The sequence below is a fragment of the uncultured Microbulbifer sp. genome, from assembly GCF_947504145.1.
Lineage (GTDB): Bacteria > Pseudomonadota > Gammaproteobacteria > Pseudomonadales > Cellvibrionaceae > Microbulbifer.
In genome coordinates this window covers 647,757-668,757 of the sequence record NZ_CANNGQ010000003.1, presented here as the reverse complement: position 1 = coordinate 668,757, position 21,001 = coordinate 647,757, and the positions used below count along the sequence as shown (strand labels likewise).

Annotated in this window: 8 protein-coding genes; 3 read left to right on the top strand and 5 right to left on the bottom strand. The window is 58.0% G+C overall.

All coding sequences use genetic code 11. The annotated features are described in order from the left end of the window. Nucleotides 1-275 precede the first annotated feature (275 nt). The 5 genes from Q1A74_RS13310 to Q1A74_RS13290 form a co-directional block, all read right to left on the bottom strand. A complete protein-coding gene (locus Q1A74_RS13310) occupies nucleotides 276-9,965 on the bottom strand; it encodes an isopeptide-forming domain-containing fimbrial protein (protein ID WP_299596902.1) in 9,690 nt (3,229 codons plus the stop codon). Nucleotides 9,966-10,045: 80 nt separating this feature from the next. Beyond that, nucleotides 10,046-12,337 (bottom strand): M50 family metallopeptidase, encoded by a 2,292-nt coding sequence (locus Q1A74_RS13305; protein ID WP_299596900.1) that lies wholly within the window; start codon nucleotides 12,335-12,337, stop codon nucleotides 10,046-10,048. Nucleotides 12,338-12,376: 39 nt separating this feature from the next. Then, nucleotides 12,377-13,681, bottom strand: a complete 1,305-nt coding sequence (locus Q1A74_RS13300; RefSeq protein WP_299596898.1) for an HlyD family efflux transporter periplasmic adaptor subunit — start codon at nucleotides 13,679-13,681, stop codon at nucleotides 12,377-12,379. Nucleotide 13,682: 1 nt separating this feature from the next. Continuing rightward, entirely contained in the window at nucleotides 13,683-14,510 is an 828-nt protein-coding gene (locus Q1A74_RS13295) for an efflux RND transporter periplasmic adaptor subunit (RefSeq protein WP_299596896.1), read from the bottom strand. 153 nt (nucleotides 14,511-14,663) lie between these two features. Then, nucleotides 14,664-16,247, bottom strand: a complete 1,584-nt coding sequence (locus Q1A74_RS13290; protein ID WP_299596895.1) for a TolC family protein — start codon at nucleotides 16,245-16,247, stop codon at nucleotides 14,664-14,666. 268 nt (nucleotides 16,248-16,515) lie between these two features. Here Q1A74_RS13290 and Q1A74_RS13285 point away from each other — a divergent pair, with 268 nt between their 5' ends. The 3 genes from Q1A74_RS13285 to Q1A74_RS13275 are packed head-to-tail and all read left to right on the top strand — an operon-like array spanning nucleotide 16,516 to nucleotide 20,896. Next, a complete protein-coding gene (locus Q1A74_RS13285; protein WP_299596893.1) occupies nucleotides 16,516-17,631 on the top strand; it encodes an ABC transporter ATP-binding protein in 1,116 nt (371 codons plus the stop codon). A gap of 56 nt (nucleotides 17,632-17,687) precedes the next feature. Beyond that, on the top strand, nucleotides 17,688-19,934 hold the full coding sequence (locus Q1A74_RS13280; RefSeq protein ID WP_299596890.1) for an extracellular solute-binding protein: 2,247 nt from the start codon (nucleotides 17,688-17,690) through the stop codon (nucleotides 19,932-19,934). Beyond that, a complete protein-coding gene (locus tag Q1A74_RS13275; RefSeq protein ID WP_299596888.1) occupies nucleotides 19,931-20,896 on the top strand; it encodes a sugar ABC transporter permease in 966 nt (321 codons plus the stop codon). The genes Q1A74_RS13280 and Q1A74_RS13275 overlap by 4 nt, the downstream gene beginning before the upstream one ends. Nucleotides 20,897-21,001: the final 105 nt, after the last annotated feature.

The window sequence follows — 21,001 nt, the reverse complement described above, 5'->3', positions numbered from 1 at the left end:
TGATCGACGGTTCGGCTCGAATACACCGTTTCGAAAGATCGGGCTTGATGCGCGCAGTTGCATAAGGCTCTGATTGTACGGCAGCCACACCCCATACTCTGGATTTTTGCGGACGGATTTCGAAATCCGGTGCATGAATGACTCTCCGCATGGTCCGCCCACCGCAGCAACATAAGTTATCTTCTGCGCAGTGAGTTGACCGAACGCACCAGTCATTTGACATATTGTGTCGCCCGCCATTTGGCGGGCTAATTGGTACGCGCCAGGGTTGCAGCTCACTCGCCGGGCCTGTGCTGGGCTTCCTCCACTGTCATTGCCGCCAGTGCTGCCAGCAGCGGTGATACTCGCGCCTCGCTCAATTCGCGGACAATTTCGTCCAGCTGCTGCTGAACCGGGTTGCGCCCTGCACCCAGGTCCACAGGCTCTTCCGGCAGGCTCTGTAGCGGCGCGGGCAGGGGTTCGGCGGCTGGTGCCGATTGCGGAGTGCCTTCCGGCTCCGGACTTGCCGCGGGCCGCTCAAATTCCCCGAAAAGGGAGTTTGCGCGGTAGGGGGCGAAATCCCGGTGCATTTCCAGCGGACTGGACTTGGCGGGCTGACCGAGGCTGCTCTGGCTCATGCCTGAGTCAATGGTGAGGTCGTTACGGAATACCCGCGACCAGTCATTGGGGTAGAAGCTACCGTCTACGGAGCCAAATGCCGGATCGAAGTTACCGCCGTTGCGTCCGCCCTGCAGGTTGGCGCTGGTGGATTCGGTCTCAACAGAAATCAGCCGCCCGTGCAGCTCCGGCGCCTGCCGCACCCACTCGCGGGGAGGGTAGATATAGTCCGGGCGCAGTTGCGACAGAGTAATGTTGTCGACATTGGTGTCGTTCTCGAATGGCGTCTTATCCGTATCGATATTGTCGTCTGGGTTCTGGTCTGGGCCATTGTCCCCATCATCGGTAATGATCGCGGTGTTTTCGGTCTGCTGAATGGTGACGCTGATGGGGTAATTCACCGTGACGGCAAAGGTAACGTTGCCCCGTTCCCCGGGGGCCAGGTTGCCCACGTCAAAGCTATAGGTATCGCCATTCTGCACCCAACCGGGGGTGGAGTTGGCTGCGTCGAAGGTGGTATTGGGGGGCAGGGTTTCGGTAATGACCACGCCGGTGGAGGTGGCGTTGCCCCGGTTGCCGTAGTCCAGTGTGTAGATGATGGACTCGGTCGGGCGCGGCACCACGCCATTGTCGTCCTTGTCGATAAACAGATCGACGAACAGGATTTCGAACGTCTCGCTATCGGTATTGTTTTCCGGTGTGGGATCGGGCCCGTTGTCGCCGTCGTCATCTATAGTCACGGTATTGACCTGCCCGCTGACATTCGCGGGGATCTGGTCGTTTACCGTTGTGGTCAGCGTCAGTGTCACACTCTCGCCCACCGCCAGGTCGCCGATATTCCACGTGACGGTGCCGGCCACCGTATCGACAATGCCGCCATCGCTGGCGATAAAGTCGGAAAATAACGATTGATCCGGCAGCTGGTCGGTAATAACCACCCCGGTACCATCCTGGTTACCCTCATTGGTGGCGACAATGGTCCAGGAGATAGTATTGCCCGGTCGTGTGGGATCGGCAAAGTTCTCGATTTTGTCGATGGCGTAGTCTGGCGCCGCCCGAACGAGAACATCCGTATTACTTCGGTCTGTACTGGTGTTGTTGTCTGGGTTCTGATCGGGGCCATTATTACCGTCGTCGTCGATACGGGCGCTGTTATTGAATGTATCGACACCGGCAGGCAACGGATTATCGATGATCACGGCGAACTGAATTTGCCCATCATCTCCCGGTGCCAGGTCGCCAATATCGAAAGTGAATTGATCGCCGGAGACTACCCAGCCCGGTGTCGAGTTGGCTGCATCAAATTGTGTATTTTCGGGAAGTGTTTCGGTAATCACATTACCAGTGGCGAGTGCCGTGCCGAAGTTTGTGTATTCCAGGGTATATATAACCGTGTCGCCCGGGAGCGCCGTATCGGTGCTGGCCGACTTGTCGATGGCCACATCCACATAGACGATTCTGAATGATTCGCTGTCGTTATTGTTCTCGGGCGTGGGATCCGGTCCGTTGGCGCCATCATCGGAGACTTCCACGCTGTTTAGCTGAGTTGGAATAGCCGAGGGCACCAAGTCATTTACGACTGCCGACAAGGTTAATGTCACCGATTCTCCTACCGCAAGGTCGCCAATATCCCAGGTGACGGTGGCGTTACTCAAATCAATGACTCCGCCATTGTCTGCGGTGAAATTATTGAACAAGCCCAGATCGGGAAGAGTATCGGTCACCACTACACCGGTGCCGTCCTGATTGCCCTGGTTGCTAACTTCGATGGTCCACTCGATGGTGTCACCGGGGTTGGCGGGATCGGTGAAGTTTTCGATCTTATCAATTACATAGTCTGGCTGTGCATCAATTGGGGTGTTGTCCTCAGCGGTGTTGTTGTCCAGGTTCTGGTCCGGCCCGCGGCCGTCGTCATAGGAAATCTCGGTATTGTTGAGTATCTCTTCGACGCCGGCGGGTAGAGGGGCATCGACGATCACCGCGAATTCCACGGTGCCGGTTTCGCCGGGATCCAGGGTGCCAAGGTCAAACGTCAGCGTGCCATCGCCATTGTCCACCCAGCCGGCGGTGGAGCTCGTCGCATCAAAGGTGGTGTTCGGTGGCAGTGTTTCGGTGATGGCTACATTGTCTGCCAGAGCGGTCCCGAGGTTGCTGTAGGTCAGGGTGTAGACAACGGTGCCGCCGGGCGTAGTACTGATACCACCGTCGTCTTTAGTGATGGAAAGATCCACTTCGGTAATATCGAACGTCTCACTGTCGACATTGTTTTCCGGCGTCGGGTCTGGGCCATTGGTGCCGTCGTCGGTGACTTCCACCGCATTGATTTGCTGAGGGATTCGCGGAGGCACTTGGTCCGCTACCACACCGGTTAGCGTTACTGTCACCGTTTCACCAACCGCGAGATCACCAATATCCCAGACTACCGTGCCTGCATCGGTATCCACCACACCGCCGTCACTCGCGGTATAACCGGAAACAAAGGGCGTGGATGGCAACTGGTCGGTGATGATTACGCCGGTACCGTCTTGGTTGCCTTCATTGGTGATGGTGATGCTCCAGCTGATGGTCTCGCCGGGGAACGCGGGATCGTCAAATTCCTCCACCTTGTCGATTACATAGTCGGGAGCCGCCTCTAGTGGTGTTACATCTTCGTCGGTATTGTTATCCGGCGTTGGGTCGGTGCCGTTGCTCTCGTCGCCGTCAATGGACACGGTATTATTGGTTTCATCAACGCCGGCGGGTAGTGGGTCAATGACCGTCACCACCAGCTCTACCGAGCCACTTGCTCCGGCAGCCAGATCGCCGATGTTAAAGGTCAGAATGTCGCCATTCAGAGTCCAGCCCGGGTTATCGGCCGGATTGAACGTGACGTATTCGGGGAGGCTCTCGGTAATGACCACACCGGTGGCATCAATATTGCCGGTATTACCGTAGTTGATGGTGTAAGTAATATCGTCGCCAGGCGCGGCGGTGATGCCGGCATCATCCTTGTCCACGAACAGATCCACCGCGCCGATGGGCGCAGTAACGCTGTCGGTATAGTCATACTCCCTCTCAATAGCGGTGTCGTTGCCTCCCGGAGGTGTGTCCAGGCTGGTGGACTCCACTTCCACCGTGTTCGTTGTGCTCTGGCCGATCGCTGCGGTGTCGCTGGTAACCCGTGCATCGATCGTGATGGTAATGACCGTGGTGCTGTCTATTTCACTGACGTCCAGTGAGAGCAAATTAGCGGTCGAGTTGTTGACGATAGTGGGGGAGCCACCGGTCACGCTGATCTGCACATTTTCTACCGATGCGATAAACGGCGGCTGCGCGTCTTCAATCGTGACGTTGTAGGCGTTGGCACCGCTGGAAGGATCGAGCCGAATGGTGAGCTGGTAAGTGGCGAGCCCCCCGAGTGTCAGCGGTGATCCGCTTAACAGTTGTTTATCGACGATCAGTTCCGGCTCGACGATATCCACGGATGCGTCGTCGGTGAGATCGGCATCCGGAATGGTGTCGCCATCGGTGTCGTAGCTGAGCGTGGCATCGTTGGTGAGCGTAACGCCCTGCACATTGGCGGGAATGTCGGTCACCCGCACCCGGTACGTCAGGGTGATGGTTTCCACGGTGGTGTTGTCGGTGTCCGTATTCTGCAGTGTGCCGAAGTCGAATTCCACCGTGTTATTACCGGCATCGTTTGTGACGGTAACATCCCCGGGAGTGATGGGAGTTGCCCCCGGGTTACTGGCGGAGACACCGACGAGATCGATGAATTCAAAACCGGGGCCATAGACGTCGGTAATCTGCCCGCTCAGGGTTGCTTCCGGAACAGTGACAGTAACCGAGAAGGTAACGATTTCGCCAATGGTTGCTTCAGTGTCATCGTTCAGACCGTCGTTTTGCGAAGTGGAAACCAGAGTTTTCTCGAATGCCGGCCCATTCACCGTGATTTCAACCTGATCACTGGTGGCGTAATCGTTGAGTGGGCCACCCTCACCATCGTCACCGGTTCGCTCATTGGGATCTGCGCCGTCAAGGCTGGTCCAGTCGATATCGGAGGTATTGGTGATGGTGCTGCCGGCGACGGTGTTGGCGAGGGTTCCAGACACGGTAATGGTAACCAGTTCGCCCGGCTCCAAATCCAGTGCCGCTTGCGGGTCGAGCACTACTTCCCCACCAACGATGACGAAATTACCGGAGATATCCGAAATCCCGGCGCCGGAGGTCAGTGTGGCGCTGACCGTGGCACCGGTGAGTTCGGCCGGTAGTGGATCACTGAAGCTGATGTCGTAGGCGGTGGTACTGCTGCCGTCATCCGGGTTTTCGACAGTAATGGTGTAGTTGACCAGGTCACCGTTATCGCCCTGAAGAATATTGGCGGATTTATCGATCGTCAGCTGTGGCTCGATGACGGTTACCGTTGCAGAGCTCGATACGTTATTGACGCTGGACGTGAACTCGGCGTTGTTGGTCAGATCGGTGCCGGCCTGATTGGTGTCGACGTTGGTGATACGTACCGTATACACGAAGGCGATCAGATCATCGATCTCCAGAGGGTCCTGGCCGCCGACATTTAAAATCTGATCTACCGAGCCGAAGTCAAGAGTGGTGCTTCCATCCGGGTTAACAGTTTCTGTCGGTGGGCCAAATGTACTGCCGGTCAAGGTGAGATCATTGCCGATAATGATGTTGTTCAGGCTCACGAATTCCATGCCCGCGGGCAGGGTATCGGTAAAGTTGCCATCCTCCACCACGCCTTCCGGTATCAAAATTCCGGCGAGAAAGATTACCGTCTCGCCGATGACGACCTGGGCGCGATCGTTGAACGCGTCTTCGATGGAGCTCTGGACGATAATTTTCGCGGCCTCTGGCGAAGTTATCGTGAAGTTAAACGTATCGTCGGTTTCATAGTCGTCGGGAGAGCCGCCGGCACCGTCCTCGCCGGTGCGCTCATTGGGGTCGTCGCCATCAATACTCTGCCAGTCGACGGTCGCCGTGTTTGAAACCTGGGTGCCTACCAATACGTTATTGACGACCGTGGCATCCACAACCAGTGTCAGCGTATCGCCAAATAAAAGGTCGAAGGACTGACCGGGAATTGTTTCAATGGTATTGCCGTTGGTCTGAAAAAGATTGAGTACATCGGTATCTAGCCCATTCACGGTCAAGGTCGCGCTGCTGAGCGCAACACCGGTGAGCTCCGGCGGCAAGGTATCGGTAAAGGTCGCATCGAAGGCGTCGGTGTCGGAAAAGGCTGAGTGTGAGACGACAATGGTGTACTGGACTGCATCGCCGCCGTCGATGGGTACCGGTGTATTGGTCAGGGTTTTATCGACCTGTAGATCCGGCTCTATTACGGTGACATTGGGCGCGCTGTTGTTGTCCTGAACGGTAGGATTGTCGACCGTGTCATCGGTGCTGTCCCAGAAGAAGCGCGCGTTGTTATTGCGCTGAGCACCGCTCTGGTTAGCCGCGACGTTATCCACCAGCACTTCATAGGTGATCGTAATGGTTTCGGCTACGCTGTTGTCGCGATTGGTATTTGTGATATCGCCCAGGTCAAAGATAACTTGCTGCCCATTGACGGTTGGCGCTAACCCCGCGGGTGTTAGCGGCACTGTAGAGGCAATATCGCCGGATGATGTGGTTACCGACGTAATACCGATAAATTCCAGTCCCTGATCCAGAGTATCCCGAATACTGGCTGAGGGTGTTTCCCCTTCAGCAATCGTCAGTGTGACGGTGTAGGTAATGACCTCGCCAATAACGGCTTCATTATTGGCATTGGTAGTGGAATTGATATTGGTGCCGACCAAGTCTTTTTCCACGGTGTTGCCCGCGATTTCTACATCTGCGTCATCCTGCCAATTGATATTGGAGTTGCCCGCGGTGTAGTCGTTGCCTTCATCAACACCGCCGTACTCTTCCAGTTGTGCGGTATTTTCAATGATTTGATTGGGCCGTACATCGTCGCTGGCAATCAGGTCATAAGTAATGATGATGATGTTGCTGCCATCGGTGGTGGCTCCGGTATCCGGGTCCCGGCCCTCGTTCAGTGCACCTTCCATGGCGGAAGGGTCTTCCAGCGTAATACCTCCGCTGAACAGGTCTCCGCTGAAGTTCACCGGGTCACCTGCACCGGTAAATACCTGCAGGTTGAGTCCTGGTGCGCCCGCTGGAATTTCAAAACCCGGAGGTAGGGAGTCGCTGATTACCAGGTCAAAGGCGTCGGACCCCCCGGTATTTTCCAGGGTGATCGCAAACTTGACTGTGTCCCCGGCATCCACGTCACTGAGGTTCGAATCAATCGGTGCGGTATCCAGATTGCCACTGGTAATCGGGCCGCCGGCCCAGGGTGGGGTTCCGGCCCCCCCGGGGCCTTCAAACGTGACTGGCCCAATTGTGGTGGGATCGAAAATACCATTGCCGTTATCGGTAGAAACCACACCCTTGGTGAGGATGAGCTCTGGTGACAGTACTTCAACCTGAACGCCATCTGGGTCGAGGATGGTAGTGCCATCGGTATTCTCAATGGCAACCGAGGCGATGTTGGTCAGTTGCAAGCCATCGGTGAAGGGTTGGTCCTGCACCTCTACGGTAAACAGCAGCTGTACGATGCCCCCTGCCGAGTTGTCCTGGTTTACCGCTTCGTAATTCCATGTGATCGAGTTGTTGCCGAGATCGGCGCTCGTAGTGACATTGGCACCGTCCAGGTACCCGGGTGGCCAGCTGGCGAATTCTGTATTCGGGCCAAAACCCCACTGATTGACGCCCGGCGTATTCGTGCCTTGTGCGGTATCAACAAACGTGGGCGCCTGAGCCAGGAACACTGGCTGCGGCAGGTAATCCGTGAGGGTAATACCTTGATAGTCAAGCGTGCCCAGATCAACCTCGATGGCAAAGGTTACCGAGTCGCCAACAGAAATCTCATCCAGGTCGTCTGGATTTGTGCTGCCATTGACCGCGTACACACTTTTGCTGGAGTCCGCGCCTTGTATAACGATTTCCTCGGAGCTGTTGTTCTCGACCGTTTGCCCATTCGCCGATGTGGCAGTGCCACTCACGCTGGCCTGGTTGTTGATGGTATCCAGCGCATCAACGGCGTTGCCGGTTTCAACGTATCGCTCAAGGATTGTGGCTTCATAAGTGATGGTGACGGTAGTGGTGCCATCTGTGACGGCATCCGGTACCAGGTCGCCTTCCAGGTTGCCGGAAGTAATGCCGCGATCTGCTAGTTCCTGGGAGATATTTACGTTTACGGAAGTGGATCCATTGCCATTTACCGTTACCGTGGAGTTTCCGGCACCGACGGTCGTGTCGGCGAAAGTGTCGCCGTTAAAAAAAACTTCCATCGAAATGGAGCTCGGATCTACTTCCAGACCATCCCCAACCAGATCGTTCGCGACCAGGTTATCCAACGACATATAGTCGGAAACCTGCATCGTCAGGGTGTACTGCACGCGGTCTCCGGGGGTAAACCCGGTGTCACCGTTATCCTGTATCAGGGCAACGTCTTTCTGCAGGGCCGTGGCGGTTGCAATGATTTGTGCATCGTCATCATCGGTGACGGTTTGTCCGTTATAGTCGCCGGTGACGGAGGCGGTATTCAGTACCACGTCATTGGCCCCGTCATTGATCACAATGGGATTGCCATTGGCGTCGACATCCGGCACGTAGCCGGAGTAGGTAATTACTATGTCATTGTCGACGGTGGTGCCCTCGACAGGGTCCGTAAAAGTGACGATCAACTCGGAATTGAGGTTTGCCCCTTCCGGTGGTTCGGTGATGGTGAAGTTGGGTGTAGCGCCGTTTGCGTAGGTTACGGTTACCGTGCCCGGCAGATAGTAAAAGTTCTCTGGTATTTCTTCGGTGATCACCAGATTGTCGATCTGCGAAGCATTGGCAATATCGACGGTTACCTGCCAGGTCACCGGTTCGCTGGGCCCGGTGACCGTCTCGCCGTCGTCGCCAATGGACGCATTATCGCCATCGCCGTCCAGCGCCACCTTGTCCACCAGCATCACAGTGGGGGTAATCTGGTCGACGATGGGGGGCGCGACAATCGGCGGGTCTACATCCGGGTTGTTGAGGGGGTCGTTACCGTAGGCAAAGCCGGGTCTGACCCAAATCGGAATGGGTGTGCCCACCATCGCGCCTGTGGCCTCGTCAAGCAAAATCGAGGCGATGATTTCGTAAGGCGGCTGGTCCCCGGTAAAAGATCCGAACGGCAATTGAATCGCGTACCAGGTGGAGCCTTCGCCCTGGCCCGGTGGCAGGGGGATGGCCCCGGTCTGGTTGAAATCATAGGGATGGTACAGCACCGGGTTGCCATTGCTATCTACCCACTGGCCGCCGGTAAAGGTGTATTCGACAAAGCTGGCACCCTGTGAACCGCCGATATTCTGCAAGTCTGCACCGGGGCCTAGCACTACATCCAGGAAGGGACCATAGCCTGTGTCGGTGCCCAGGTTGTCGAATTCTATGGTGATATCGGTGGATTCATTGATGAAATCTTCCGCGGGCGCATCGATGGTGGCACCGGGCTCTGCGGCGAGCAATCCTTCCCAGGTGCCCTGCAGCAACTTGGAAAAAGCAATATCGGTTTCCACTTCGCCTTTCTGTTGCTCCAGCTCCCAGTCACCACCGCGCAGCGCACTACCGGTGGCATCATCGGAAGCCGCCACGTCTGCGCCAGTGAGGCTGGCAACCTGTTCGATAAACTGCTCGCCGGTCAGGCTATAGCCGGTATTGCAGCCATACAACAGGATATCGGCATTTGCGCTCAGGCTGGTTTCCCAGCTTTGCAACTGAGCGCTGTGGCTGCCTGCTTCATTGGCGACAAGGCTGGTCAGGGATAATTCTTCCCCGCCCACGTCGATACCGCCGGCACCGCCGTGGGAGATCAGGTGGATGGCGTCGTAGGTCTGGTCGCTGTGGGTGAGATAATCCGTCACCGTTTGCAGGCTGTCGTCGGCATCCAGTGTCAGCAGGCTGACGCTGCGCTCGCCGGTGGCGAGCTGAAGAAATCCATTCTCCTCGGTAACCTCATCGGCCTGCTGGATCAGGTCATCGATCAGTGCCTGGGCATCGTCCAATTGCAGGTCGATGACGACCAGCTCCTGGCGTTGGCTGGCACCCGGTGTCGATGATTCTGCGGTGTTGTCCTCGTCGCCACTGTTACCGATCTGGTTGTTGCCGTTTTTGGTGTCTGCACTTTCGGCAGTGTCCGGGGCTGAGGTATCACCGGTCGAATGGCTGATATCCGCCGCCACGGACGCATCCAGTAGAACCCGTTTTTCCAGCGTGCGACGCAGGCTGGTGAGCTGGCGGCCCTGCTGGTTGATCGCCTGGGCCAGGGATGATCTGGAAAACTCATTGAGTTCCATGGGATACCTCTTTCCTTGTGGTTTTCTGGCGCAGGCCTTCCTGGCCGGCCGAGAAATTTCTGCGTTGAGTGCAGAGTTGTTTAAACGCCGCTTTCGCGAATCAGTACACCGGCGATCCGGTCGACAAACAGTTGCATCAGGCTGACGGGTTCACCAAACAGCACCAGGGTACCGGTACGCTGGGATCTGGCGATGGACAAATCCTGCGCTCCCAGGGCGGCATCACTGGCAGCCTGTAATTCGAAATTGAGCAGGTGCAATGCTTCTGCACTGCGCTCCGGGTTATCGGGCAGTACCTGTAGTGGGCCACCGTGCTCGGAACTGAGCGCGGGGTCCTGAATACGTCGCGATGCGATCTGTCCCACGCTGTTGACGGTAACCGGCAACGGCTGCCAGCGGCCGTGTACAAAAAGTCTGCCGGTCAGTGTACTTTTCTGTCCTTCCGCTGACGGCAAGCGCCTCAGTTGCTGCGGCTCACCATAGGCGTGGCCCCGCAAGGTGCTGCGATCGGCGATGGCGATAAACAGCATATTGACGTCAAGGTATTGTCCCGGCGCCAGCCCCGGCAGAACCCAATCGACGGTACCCGAGGTGCTGGCCACTATCTGTAGTTGCTGTTTTTCGGTTTCCAGTGCGCGCAGTAACTGCTGCTTGCTGAGTAGATCCTGCAAATAAACACCGTCCAGCACGTCGAGCTCTGTCGCAAAGCCATCGCTGTGCTGGCGGCGGTTCAATAATTTCAATTCCTGCCGGGTGCGGGCGATGCGGTAGTCCAGTTCATTGTCGTGTAACTCGGCGATGACGGTGCCGGCGCTTACTGCGGTACCCGGAGTCACGGACAGGGTTTGCAGCACGGCGCCCGCCGGCGCCATGACGTTTTGCTGATTGGCGAAGTAAGTGCTGGCCGGGAATTGAACCGGCCACGGCAGAGGCGTCAGCAGTATCGCGACTAGTGTGAACAGAGTGCCGACTACCCAGGGATTCAATACCTGCAGGGTCTGTTTCAGCTGTTGAATGCGATTGAGGCTACTGGTGTGGGCATTCTCCGGCTGGCCGCTCGTTGCACTCTCCGGATCATTATTCTCCATGGTGGTGTCCTGTTGCGACGGCTTGGGATTGCCCTGCAGCAGGGCTTTCTGTTTTTTCACATGATTGAAAAAGGCGCTCACTTCCCGGTAAGCGGGAACTGCGATAAGCAGAACAATACACAGTAGAAATAGGGCGAGGCCCGCGGCTTTGAACAGCAGCTGGTAGACGGCGTAACTGATGGTGGCAAAGACCACAATGCGATACAGCAGACTGGCGAAGCCGAACAGCGCGAGCAATCGCTGGCGGCGATCAATGGGTGCCGGTTGTCCCCGCAATAACTTTGACCAGCTCCAGCTGCGGAAAGCATTGGTTGCGCTCTGCTGCAGGTTTTTTTCTCGAGTGTAATCACTCAGCAGGTAGTAGCCGTCAAACTTCATTAGCGGGTTGGCATTGATGAACAGTGTCGTCACCAGTGAGGTGGTAAAGAGGTAGAAGGCCAGTGCCCGTAGCAGACCATCGTCGAGCAGGCACCAGGCTACCGCCGCGGCCATCCCGAGGGTGGCTTCAAACAGAACGCCAGCGGCGGAAATGTGCAAACGCGCTTTTCTTGGCAGCCGCCAGGCGTCGGTAATTTCACTGAACATGATGGGCATCAGTGCGATCAATCCGACCCCGATGCTGTTGGCACGCACCTGGTAGAGTCTGGCCACGCTGGCATGGCCCAGTTCGTGGAATAGGCTCAGCAGCAGGTAGCAACAGAAAAAGGTGAGGGCGCCCACGGCGTTCCAGCTGGCATTAAAGTAGGCCAGGAATTCTGTCCAGTGCTGCCCTACGGAGGCTGCGCAGAAGACGGCTGTCACTGTGAGCAGGACATAGAAACCGCGCGTCCCGGTACACCGGGCCAGGGGTAACAACAGCCGGCTACTCAGGTCGGGTGTGAATAGTGGGCGGCGCCAGAAAATGCTGCGTTGTAATTTATGCAGTCGCTGTTGCTGCGGGCTGACGGAAGACAACTTTTGTGACAGCGTTTCACTGTCGGTCTGCAGCAATTCATTGTCGACGGCAAAGCGGTATACCGCGGCGACCTGTCGGGGAGAAAGCTCGCAGCCGTGATCCCGGGCAATTACCTCGGCAATTTTTTCCTCGCAGCCGAGATGCCACTGCTGCAATACCAGAATTTCCAGTTCACCCAGCTCCAGATATTGTCCGCGCAGCGGGTCAAACAGCATCCAGGTGTGCTGCTCGGCATCTTCCTGTACCCGGTGAAACTGCAGGTCTTTGCGCAGCTCTGGCCAGGTGTCGGTTTGCCGAATAACGGGACTGATAAAGGGCGAAGACTGCAATTGGTTACCTCTTACCTCTCGGGTACTCCTGTGATGCCGCTAAATTCCGGCCCAGCGGCGGGCCGCGGCCAGTGGTCGGCGGAGTAAGTAGTAGATGAGAGGTACCCGCGCTCCGTAAATGCGCGCGTGGCCGCGGGTATTGATGCGGACCTGAGGCCGGTCCTGCTGGATGCTGGCGAGCAGGCGGTAGCTGGCGGGAAGGTTTTCGCCCTCGGTGGTGAGCAGGCTGTGGTAGTGCAACTGTCCTTCGATGGGCGACAGCGGGTCGGATTCGGCGTAGAACACGGTGGACGCGTTTTCAGGAAGTGCGATGGCATCAGCCGTGGGCAGGTCGATTTGAATCTGGCGCGCGGCCGGTTGCACTATCTCCATGACTTTTTCACCAGCACGGATACGGCGGCCAATCCACTCCGCCGGATCGGTATAGATCGCCACACCGTCACTGGCGGCCTTGATGCGAGTTTTATCCAGTTGGGATTTTTGAAAGTCGAGATCGAGATTGCGAATGGATAGATCCGTTTCTGCCTGTGCCAGCTTGTGACCGGCGGAAGCCTGCTGGAAATTGTATTGTCGGGTCATGCGCAGGCGCTCCTGGTAGAGCGAGATTTCTTGCTGCACACGATCAATCTCCGCGGTGACCTCGGCATCTTCCAGGGTGAACAACAGCTGGCCTGCGGTGACCGACGCGTTGGGACGTATAGCGATCTCGCGAATCACGCCATCGGTGCGTGCGGAAACGATGCGCGGTTCTATCGCGGCGAGGGTGGCCGGCGCCAGCACGCTCTGGCGCACAGGTAGTAGGCAGACCGCGGCAATGGCGGCGGCGATCACCAGTGGCCGACGACGCAACCAGCGTCTGAGGGTGAATTGTTTTGTACCGCGTAGCGCCAGTATCGCCTGGGTAATAGCCGCGGCAACTTCCCGCGCGATTTCCTGTTCCTGCTCGGAGAGTGACCGTGTGCGTAGCAGTGCCAGGCAGCCCTCGGCACCGCCGGTGCCAAGGGGCACAAGGGTGAGTGACTGATGCTGAATGTCTTTGCCGGTTGCCGCGGCCAGCGGAATGTCCAATTGTGCCAGCCCCTGCTGGATGGCATCTGGAAAATGCTTGCGCACCAGTTGGCGCCAGTGCTGTGCTTCGCTACTGGTGGCATCTATGGTTGTGACATTGGAGCCACCGATCAGCTTCAGTTCACTGCCGGAAAAAAACAGACAGGCAGTGAAACCCAGCAGTGACTGGCTGTCGTTACAGGCGATACGCGCGATCTGTTGCAAATCGGCGGCACCGCGCAGTTTTTTCTCAAGTGCGAGAAAATTATTGAGTTTTTCCAGCAGCCGGGCGTCCACGTCAGTTCGCTCCGCTTAATGCAGGATCTGCACCATTGGCAAGCAGGGCATCGCTGTTTTCCGGAAGGGAAAAGTGCGCTTCGCCACTCATGCCGGAAATCAGCAGTGCGGGATTGAATCCACCGGTGCCACTTTCCTGCGGTTGTCCAATGGTGCCGATAACCCGAACAGTGCGCGTAACCGGATCGACCACCGGCACTATGCGCTGTAGTTCAGCGCTGTACTGGCGCCCCGTTTCATTGATGGTGACTTCAAAGTGTGCACCTATGGTGAGTTTTTCCAGCCAGCCGGAGGGAATGATGGCTTCCACTTCCAGGCCGCGGTTGTCGACCAGTTCTAACAGTGGCGCACCCACTTCCACCCTTTGGTGGGGCTCGATCGAACGGCTCACTACAAAACCGTCGAAGGGCGCGCGCACTTCACAATGGCTATTGCGGTGTCGCAATACTTTGGCATTGGCTTTGGCTTCCGCCAGCTGGGCTTCGCTCTGCACCATTTCCAGTTCACTGATATTGCCGCCCAGCTGGCGCAGGGAAATGTTCGCATCCAGTTGCCGGCGGGCTAGCGCCTGTTGCGATTCGGCACCTTCCAGTTCGGCCTTGAGTTCGGTGCAGTCGAAACGGGCCAGGAGGTCGCCCCGTTTAAAGCGGTCGCCGGCGCGCAGGCGCACTTCGGTCAGTCGGGCGGCGAGTTCGCTGGAGAGTTGTACGCGACTCAGCGCGTTGAGTTTGGCCGGGGCGCTAGTCTGTTCGCCGGCTTCGGCGTCACTGAATAAGGAGAGCCCCAACAACAGCACTAGTGCCGCGTGGGCTAGAGTTTGAGTTTGCATTGCAGATACCACGAGTACATCTACCACAGGGATTGGCTTGGAGGTTCGGCCCATACGCGACTTTAAATACTCGACCTAGACACATGAACTCAACACGAGGCCTAAGTACGAGGCGCAAGTCAGGCGCAGTCCCGGCACTCCAAGACTTATTGATTACCAGTGCGCAGCGGCCTGGCCGTCTTCACGGATTTCCGCCTCGCGCTTTTCCACCCCTTCCGGGTTGTAGCCGCCAACGGGTAGCAGTTCCATACTGGCGCTCTGGGTGCGCATATCCGCCACCTGCTGCTGAATCACCTCCAGAGGTTGGCGGTAGTCGATGTAGAACTCCGGTTGGAATCCAACCGCATTGCTAAGGCGACCATTGGCACTGCGCCAATCTGCGTAGCTCACATCCCGCTGCACACTGGACAGCAGGGACTGGGTGGCGGCGTGAATACTTTCCAGTTCGGTGCCCTGGCTGGATCGCCAGCGGGCCTGGGATTGGCTCGCCATCTGGCGATCGATATCCGCCACTTCCATGGCGTAGTTGTGGTTCAGTTGGGCGCGCTGTATGTGGCTGAAGGCGAGGTCCACCTGAGTTAGCACCGCCACCGTAAGTGCAGCGCGGCGCACATCACCCAGGCGCTCGCTATCTTTCGCGTAGCCCACCAGATCGCGGCCGGCGACGACAGTGCCGAGCAGGTCCCAGGTCAGGCGCAGGCTACTCTCCGCCCAGTCGTTGTAGAGCAGGTAGCTGTTGTCGTCGTAGAAATAGCCCGAGCGCAGCTCCAGCCCGGGCAGCAACTGCAAACAGGCTTTTCGAATTTCGGTGGCGGCAATACGTTGGCGGTAGTCTTCTTCGAGTAATTCCGGCCGGTTGCGCAGGCTGTACTGCGCCAGTTCCTGCGCGCTCATTTCCGCAAAGGGGCTGCGCAACACATCGCTGGGGGCGGCACTGACGGTAAATTGGCTGCCGGGTGGCAGCCCCATCAGGGAGGCCAGCTCTATTTTGGCGTTGTGCATATCGCCTTCCAGCGCGAGCAATTGCTGCATCAAATCCAGCAGGTCGCGGCGATAGGCAAGGCTGGCTTCGGTCTGGCGCAATCCGCGCTCCGCACTCTCGCGGGATTTCTCCAGTGCGCTGCGTGTTTGGGCAATGAGGCCAGGCAGCTCACTCTGTGCGCGCTGGGCGGCGGCGGCCATCCAGAACGCGTATTCCACGTCCATAATGACGTTGTGCATCAACTTGCGCTGGCGTTCGACCGCAATCATCACCCCGTCGGCGGACTGTTTGGCCGAAAGATAGTTGATGCCGAAATCGAGCACATTCCAGGAAAGCTCGAGTCCCGCCGTGCTGTAGGTTTTATCCAGGGAGGTGGACTGGGCCAGGGACTGGTTGCCGTTGACGTCTTCGCTGCTGGCGAAGTGTTGTTTGTTGCGGTGGTTGTAGCCCGCACTGGCGGCGATTTCCGGCAGCATTTCCCAGCGGGACAAACTGAGGTTGCGATTGGCCACCACCGCTTCCATCAACTTCAGGCGGTTATCCATGTTGTAGGCGATGGCACGAGCGATCGCCTCATTGAGGTCAATAGGGCCGGTGACGGGTTGTTGATTGCCAAACGCTGTCTGCCAGTCGCCGCTGGCGCGTTGGTCGATGGTGGCATCGTCCATTGCCACGGGCTTTACCGAGCAGGCGGATAAAGTCACGAGGGTGATGCCAAATGTCACAATAAAAGCCGCAATCGGGGCTTGGCGCATAACTCTTAGTCCTTATGGATACTTATCGACTACTGAGCGCGGTACCTCTGCGCAGGGTAAATCTAGTACATAAGTTCGAGACTGCCTCTGGAGCCGGTTTTGACGCGGCAAATTCGTCGCATCAGCTAACCTGAGATGGCGATGTTGGCGCGGCGAACGACGATGGAGAGGGGAGGCACTGGCGGGTTTTATGGGGCACAATCGGGGTAAGGTAGCGAAGTCTGCCCATTACCGTACGACAATAATAAAAGTGGAAGTCCGACGATGAGTGAGTACCGATCCCTTGGCCAATATTGAGTTCAAAGGCGTCAACAAGCGCTACGACGATGGCCCTGCCACCGTGCCGGGCCTGGACCTGGAGGTGCGCGACGGCGAATTTATGGTCCTCGTCGGCCCCTCTGGCTGTGGCAAATCCACCACTCTGCGGATGATTGCCGGGCTCGAATCCATCAGCGGTGGCGACCTGTTTATCGGCGGCCACCGGGTCAATGACCTGCCCCCCAAAGACCGGGACATCGCTATGGTGTTCCAGAATTACGCCCTCTATCCGCATATGAGCGTGTTCGAGAACATGGCGTTTGGCCTGCGGGTGCGCAATTTCCCCAAGCTCGGTATCGATCGCCGGGTGCGCGAGGCGGCGAAGACCCTGGGGCTGAGTGAATTGCTGCACCGCAAACCGGGCCAGCTCTCCGGCGGCCAGAATCAGCGGGTGGCGCTGGGCCGAGCCATGGTGCGCGATCCCCAGGTGTTCCTGTTCGATGAGCCCCTGTCCAATCTCGATGCTGAGCTGCGGGTGCAGATGCGCGCGGTCATTCACCGCCTGCACCGCCAGCTGGGCACCACCTCGGTGTATGTCACCCACGATCAGGTCGAGGCCATGACCCTCGGCACCCGCATTGCGATTCTGGACAAAGGCGCGCTGATGCAGGTGGGCACGCCGCTGGAGCTGTACAGCGACCCGGACAACACCTTCGTCGCCGGTTTTATGGGCTCACCGCCGATGAATCTGTTAACGGTGGCGAACGACGGCACGCAGCTGACCTGCGACCTGTTGACCCTGCCGCGGCCCAAGCTGCAGGGGCTGAACCACTCCCTGATACTCGGGTTGCGCCCGGAAAAGCTGGTGCACGCCGCCAATGCCCCGGCCAACTGGCCGCGCTTGCGCGGGAGCATCGAGTTGGTGGAAAGCCTCGGGGCGGAGATGCTGATTCACCTGCGCACTGGGGGGAGCAAAGTGATTGCACGGCTGCCGGGTTTGCGAGTGCTCACTATGGGCGATACGTTAGAGCTGGCCTTTGATCCTGGGGCGGTTTACCTGTTTGACGCGCAAAGCCAGCAGCGTATCCGCAGCGGTGCTGCCCGGGTCGGTGCAGACGCGTGCTGACTCGCGCATCATCCAAGCGCCGGCCTGCTGGCGAACATCCTGCCCTGGCGATGTGTTTGCCAGCAGGCTGGCTCTGGTGGGTGTTTTTCCTGTGGATACTGGTCTCCGGCCACGCCCGCGCTGCGGAAAGCCTCAATCTCTGGCACGGTTACCGCGGTGCCGAGCGCGTGGCCTTTGAGCAACTGATTGACGACTACAACCGCAGCCAGGATCAGGTACAGGTAAAAACCCTGGCTGTGCCGTTTGGCGGCTACGCCGATAAACTCTCCGCCGCACTCCCTCGTCGCCAGGGCCCGGACCTGTTCGTCTTCGCCCACGATCGACTGGGTGGCTGGGCAATCGCCGGCAATACCGTGGCCCCCATCGATTCCCATGTCAGCGCGCACTTGCGCGCACGCTTTCCCGCGAACCTGATCGACGCCATGACATTTGCCGGCGAGCTTTACGGTCTGCCGTTCAATTTCAAAAGCCCTGCGCTGATTCTCAACACCGATCTTGTGAATACACCGCCTCACACCACCGATGCGATGGTGGCGGAAGCAGAGCGTCACACCGACCGCAATGCGGGGCGCTTTGGCCTCGCTTACAGCTATACCGAGCCATTTTTTCACGGTGCGCTGATGAACAGCTTTGGGCCCGGCCCGTTTGATCGCGGCGGCAATCTGGACCTGGACAGCCCGGCGAATATCCGTTCGCTGGAAATGCTGGCGCGCTGGGTGCGGGAAGACCATATCCTGCCGGAAGAACCCAGCAGCACCCTGGTCACCAGTCTGTTTAATCAGGGGCGTGCGGCCATGGTGATCAGTGGCCCCTGGATGCTGGGGGAAATCGCTCCGCAAGTGAATTACCGGGTGGTGCCGCTGCCGATAAACAGCGAAAGCGGCAAGCCGCTCTCGCCGTGGGTGGCGGTGGAGGGATTGTTCCTCTCCCCCTGGTCGAAGAACCCCGCGGCGGCGGTGTCGGTAATGGACTATCTCACCAGCCGCGCGTCTGCCGAGAAAATGGCCATCGAGGGCGGCCAGTTGCCCGCCAATATCAGCGCATTTGAACACCCGCGTATCGCCACCAACGACACCGCCATGGCCTTCCGCCAGCAGCTGGAACATACGCTGCCGATCCCCAACCTGCCGGCGATGACTCTTGTATGGGTGCCGCTGGAGAATGCACTGAAAAAAGTCGTCAAGGGGGCGGCGCAGCCGCAAGCGGAACTGCACCAGTTGCAGCGGCGCATCAGCGGCGACCTGGCGAGGTTGGAGCGCTCGCGCGCGCGCGGTGCGTCGCCTGCGACCATGCCCGTGTGGTTGTGGGCTATACCGATATTGTTGGTCATTTTGGCGGGCTGGTTATGGCGGCGTTATCGCAATACCTTGATGGTGGGTTGGCAAACTCATCGCACTGCCTATCTGTATATTCTGCCCGCCATGCTGGGTATGACCCTGCTGGTGTTTTTTCCTCTGCTGTATGGCCTGTTGCTATCCTTTACCGATACCACGGTATTCAACGAGCACACACCGCTGTGGTCGCGCCTGATAGGTCTGGATAATTACACTTCCATCCTCGGGGATTTTGATCTGTGGCAGGGGGAGGGTACTGAGCGCAGTCTCGATTTCGACAACTTCTACTGGACCCTGTTGATTACCGTATTGTGGACGGCGAGCAATGTTGTACTGGCAGTGGGGCTGGCGTTACTACTGGCGCTGGCGCTGGACAAACCCATCTTCGGCCGCGGCCTGTTCCGCCTGATTCTGATTCTGCCCTGGGCCATTCCCAACTACATCACCGCGCTGGTCTGGAAAGGTATGTTTCACCCGCAATTCGGAGTCATCAACCAGGCGCTGCAGGTGGTGGGGGTGGCGCCGGTGGCCTGGTTTGATTCCATCGGCGCGAGCTTTTTTACCGGGCTGGTGACCAATGTGTGGCTGAGCATTCCGTTTATGATGGTGGTTATTCTCGGCGGCCTGCAATCGATCCCGCGCGAGCTGTATGAAGCTGCGCGAGTGGAGGGCGCTGGCCGCTGGCTGCAGTTTCGCAGCATCACCCTGCCGCTACTGAAACCGGTGTTGATCCCCGCAGTGATTCTGTCGGTGGTGTGGACCTTCAATATGTTCAACGTGATCTATCTGGTGAGCGACGGTGCCCCTGCGGGAGCCAACGACATCCTCATCACCAAGGCCTTCCGCATTGGGTTTGAAAAATACCAGTATGCCTATGCCGCCGCTTATTCCATGGTGATTCTGGCGCTGCTGTTTTGTTATGCCTTGTGGCAGACGAAGGTGAGCCGAACCCTGGAGGGCAACCGATGACCTCCCCGAACCGCACCGCACCCCGCGGGAGCCTGCCTGCAGGCGAACGGTTGCGACGCTGGCTCCTGTTCGCCGGCGGTCAGGCTCTTATACGAATCGTGCGGGATATTTTCAGCTGGCGATTTGTGTTGCTGGTGATTTCATCGCTGATCGTCATCTACCCATTGCTGTGGGTCGTCAGCCTCGCCTTCTCCGGCCAGCAGGCCCTCACGCTGGTCCAGCTGCCCGCCGATGCCAGCCTCGGTCAGCATTTAAAAGCCCTGATCCCTTTGCCAGAGCGCTGGACCCTCGACAACTTCCGCGCGCTGCTCGACGAGCAGCCCTTTCTGCGCTGGCTGGGTAACAGCCTGGTGGTCGCTCTCGCTACCACGGTCGTCGGCCTGTCCCTGAGCTGCTCCGCCGCCTACGCCTTCTCCCGCTTCCGCTTCGCCGGTCGCGAGCGCGGCATGATGCTGTTTCTGATCTCGCAGATGTTTCCCGCCGTGCTGATGCTGATCCCGCTGTATGTGATTGTGGTGCAGTGGCTGGGGCTGGGGAATTCCTGGCTGGGGCTGATTCTGGTGTACTCAATTACTGCACTGCCATTCTGTGTGTGGATGCTGAAAGGCTACTTCGACACGCTGCCCTACGAGATCGAAGAATCTGCGCTACTGGAAGGCGCTTCGCGCTGGACCATATTCACCCGCATCATCCTGCCGCTGGCCCGCCCGGCCATCGCCGTTACCGGCCTGTTCGCGTTTATGACCGCCTGGAACGAATTCATCCTCGCCTCCATTTTTATGGATGACGAGTCCCTCTACACGGTACCCGTAGGGCTGCGCTTCTTTGTCAGCGATTACGCGTCTGAGTGGGGATTTTTTGCCGCCGGCTCCATTATCGTATCGCTGCCGGTTATGCTGTTGTTTCTCGCCCTGCAGCGTTTCCTGGTGTCCGGCCTGTCCGCCGGGGCGGTAAAAGGCTAGGGGATGACCGAACCAAGCGGGCTACTGAATAACAATAATCCAGATGGACGCTACGCCTTATGAAGAAAAAAAGCGCTCCCAAACAGGCTCTGACGAATTTCGCCC

Bases quoted from the DNA above. Each gene is read 5' to 3' on its own strand.
- Q1A74_RS13310 (WP_299596902.1), bottom strand. From the start codon at position 9,965: ATGGAACTCAATGAGTTTTCCAGATCATCCCTGGCCCAGGCGATCAAC.
- Q1A74_RS13275 (WP_299596888.1), top strand. From the start codon at position 19,931: ATGACCTCCCCGAACCGCACCGCACCCCGCGGGAGCCTGCCTGCAGGC.
- Q1A74_RS13295 (WP_299596896.1), bottom strand. From the start codon at position 14,510: ATGCAAACTCAAACTCTAGCCCACGCGGCACTAGTGCTGTTGTTGGGG.
- Q1A74_RS13290 (WP_299596895.1), bottom strand. From the start codon at position 16,247: ATGCGCCAAGCCCCGATTGCGGCTTTTATTGTGACATTTGGCATCACC.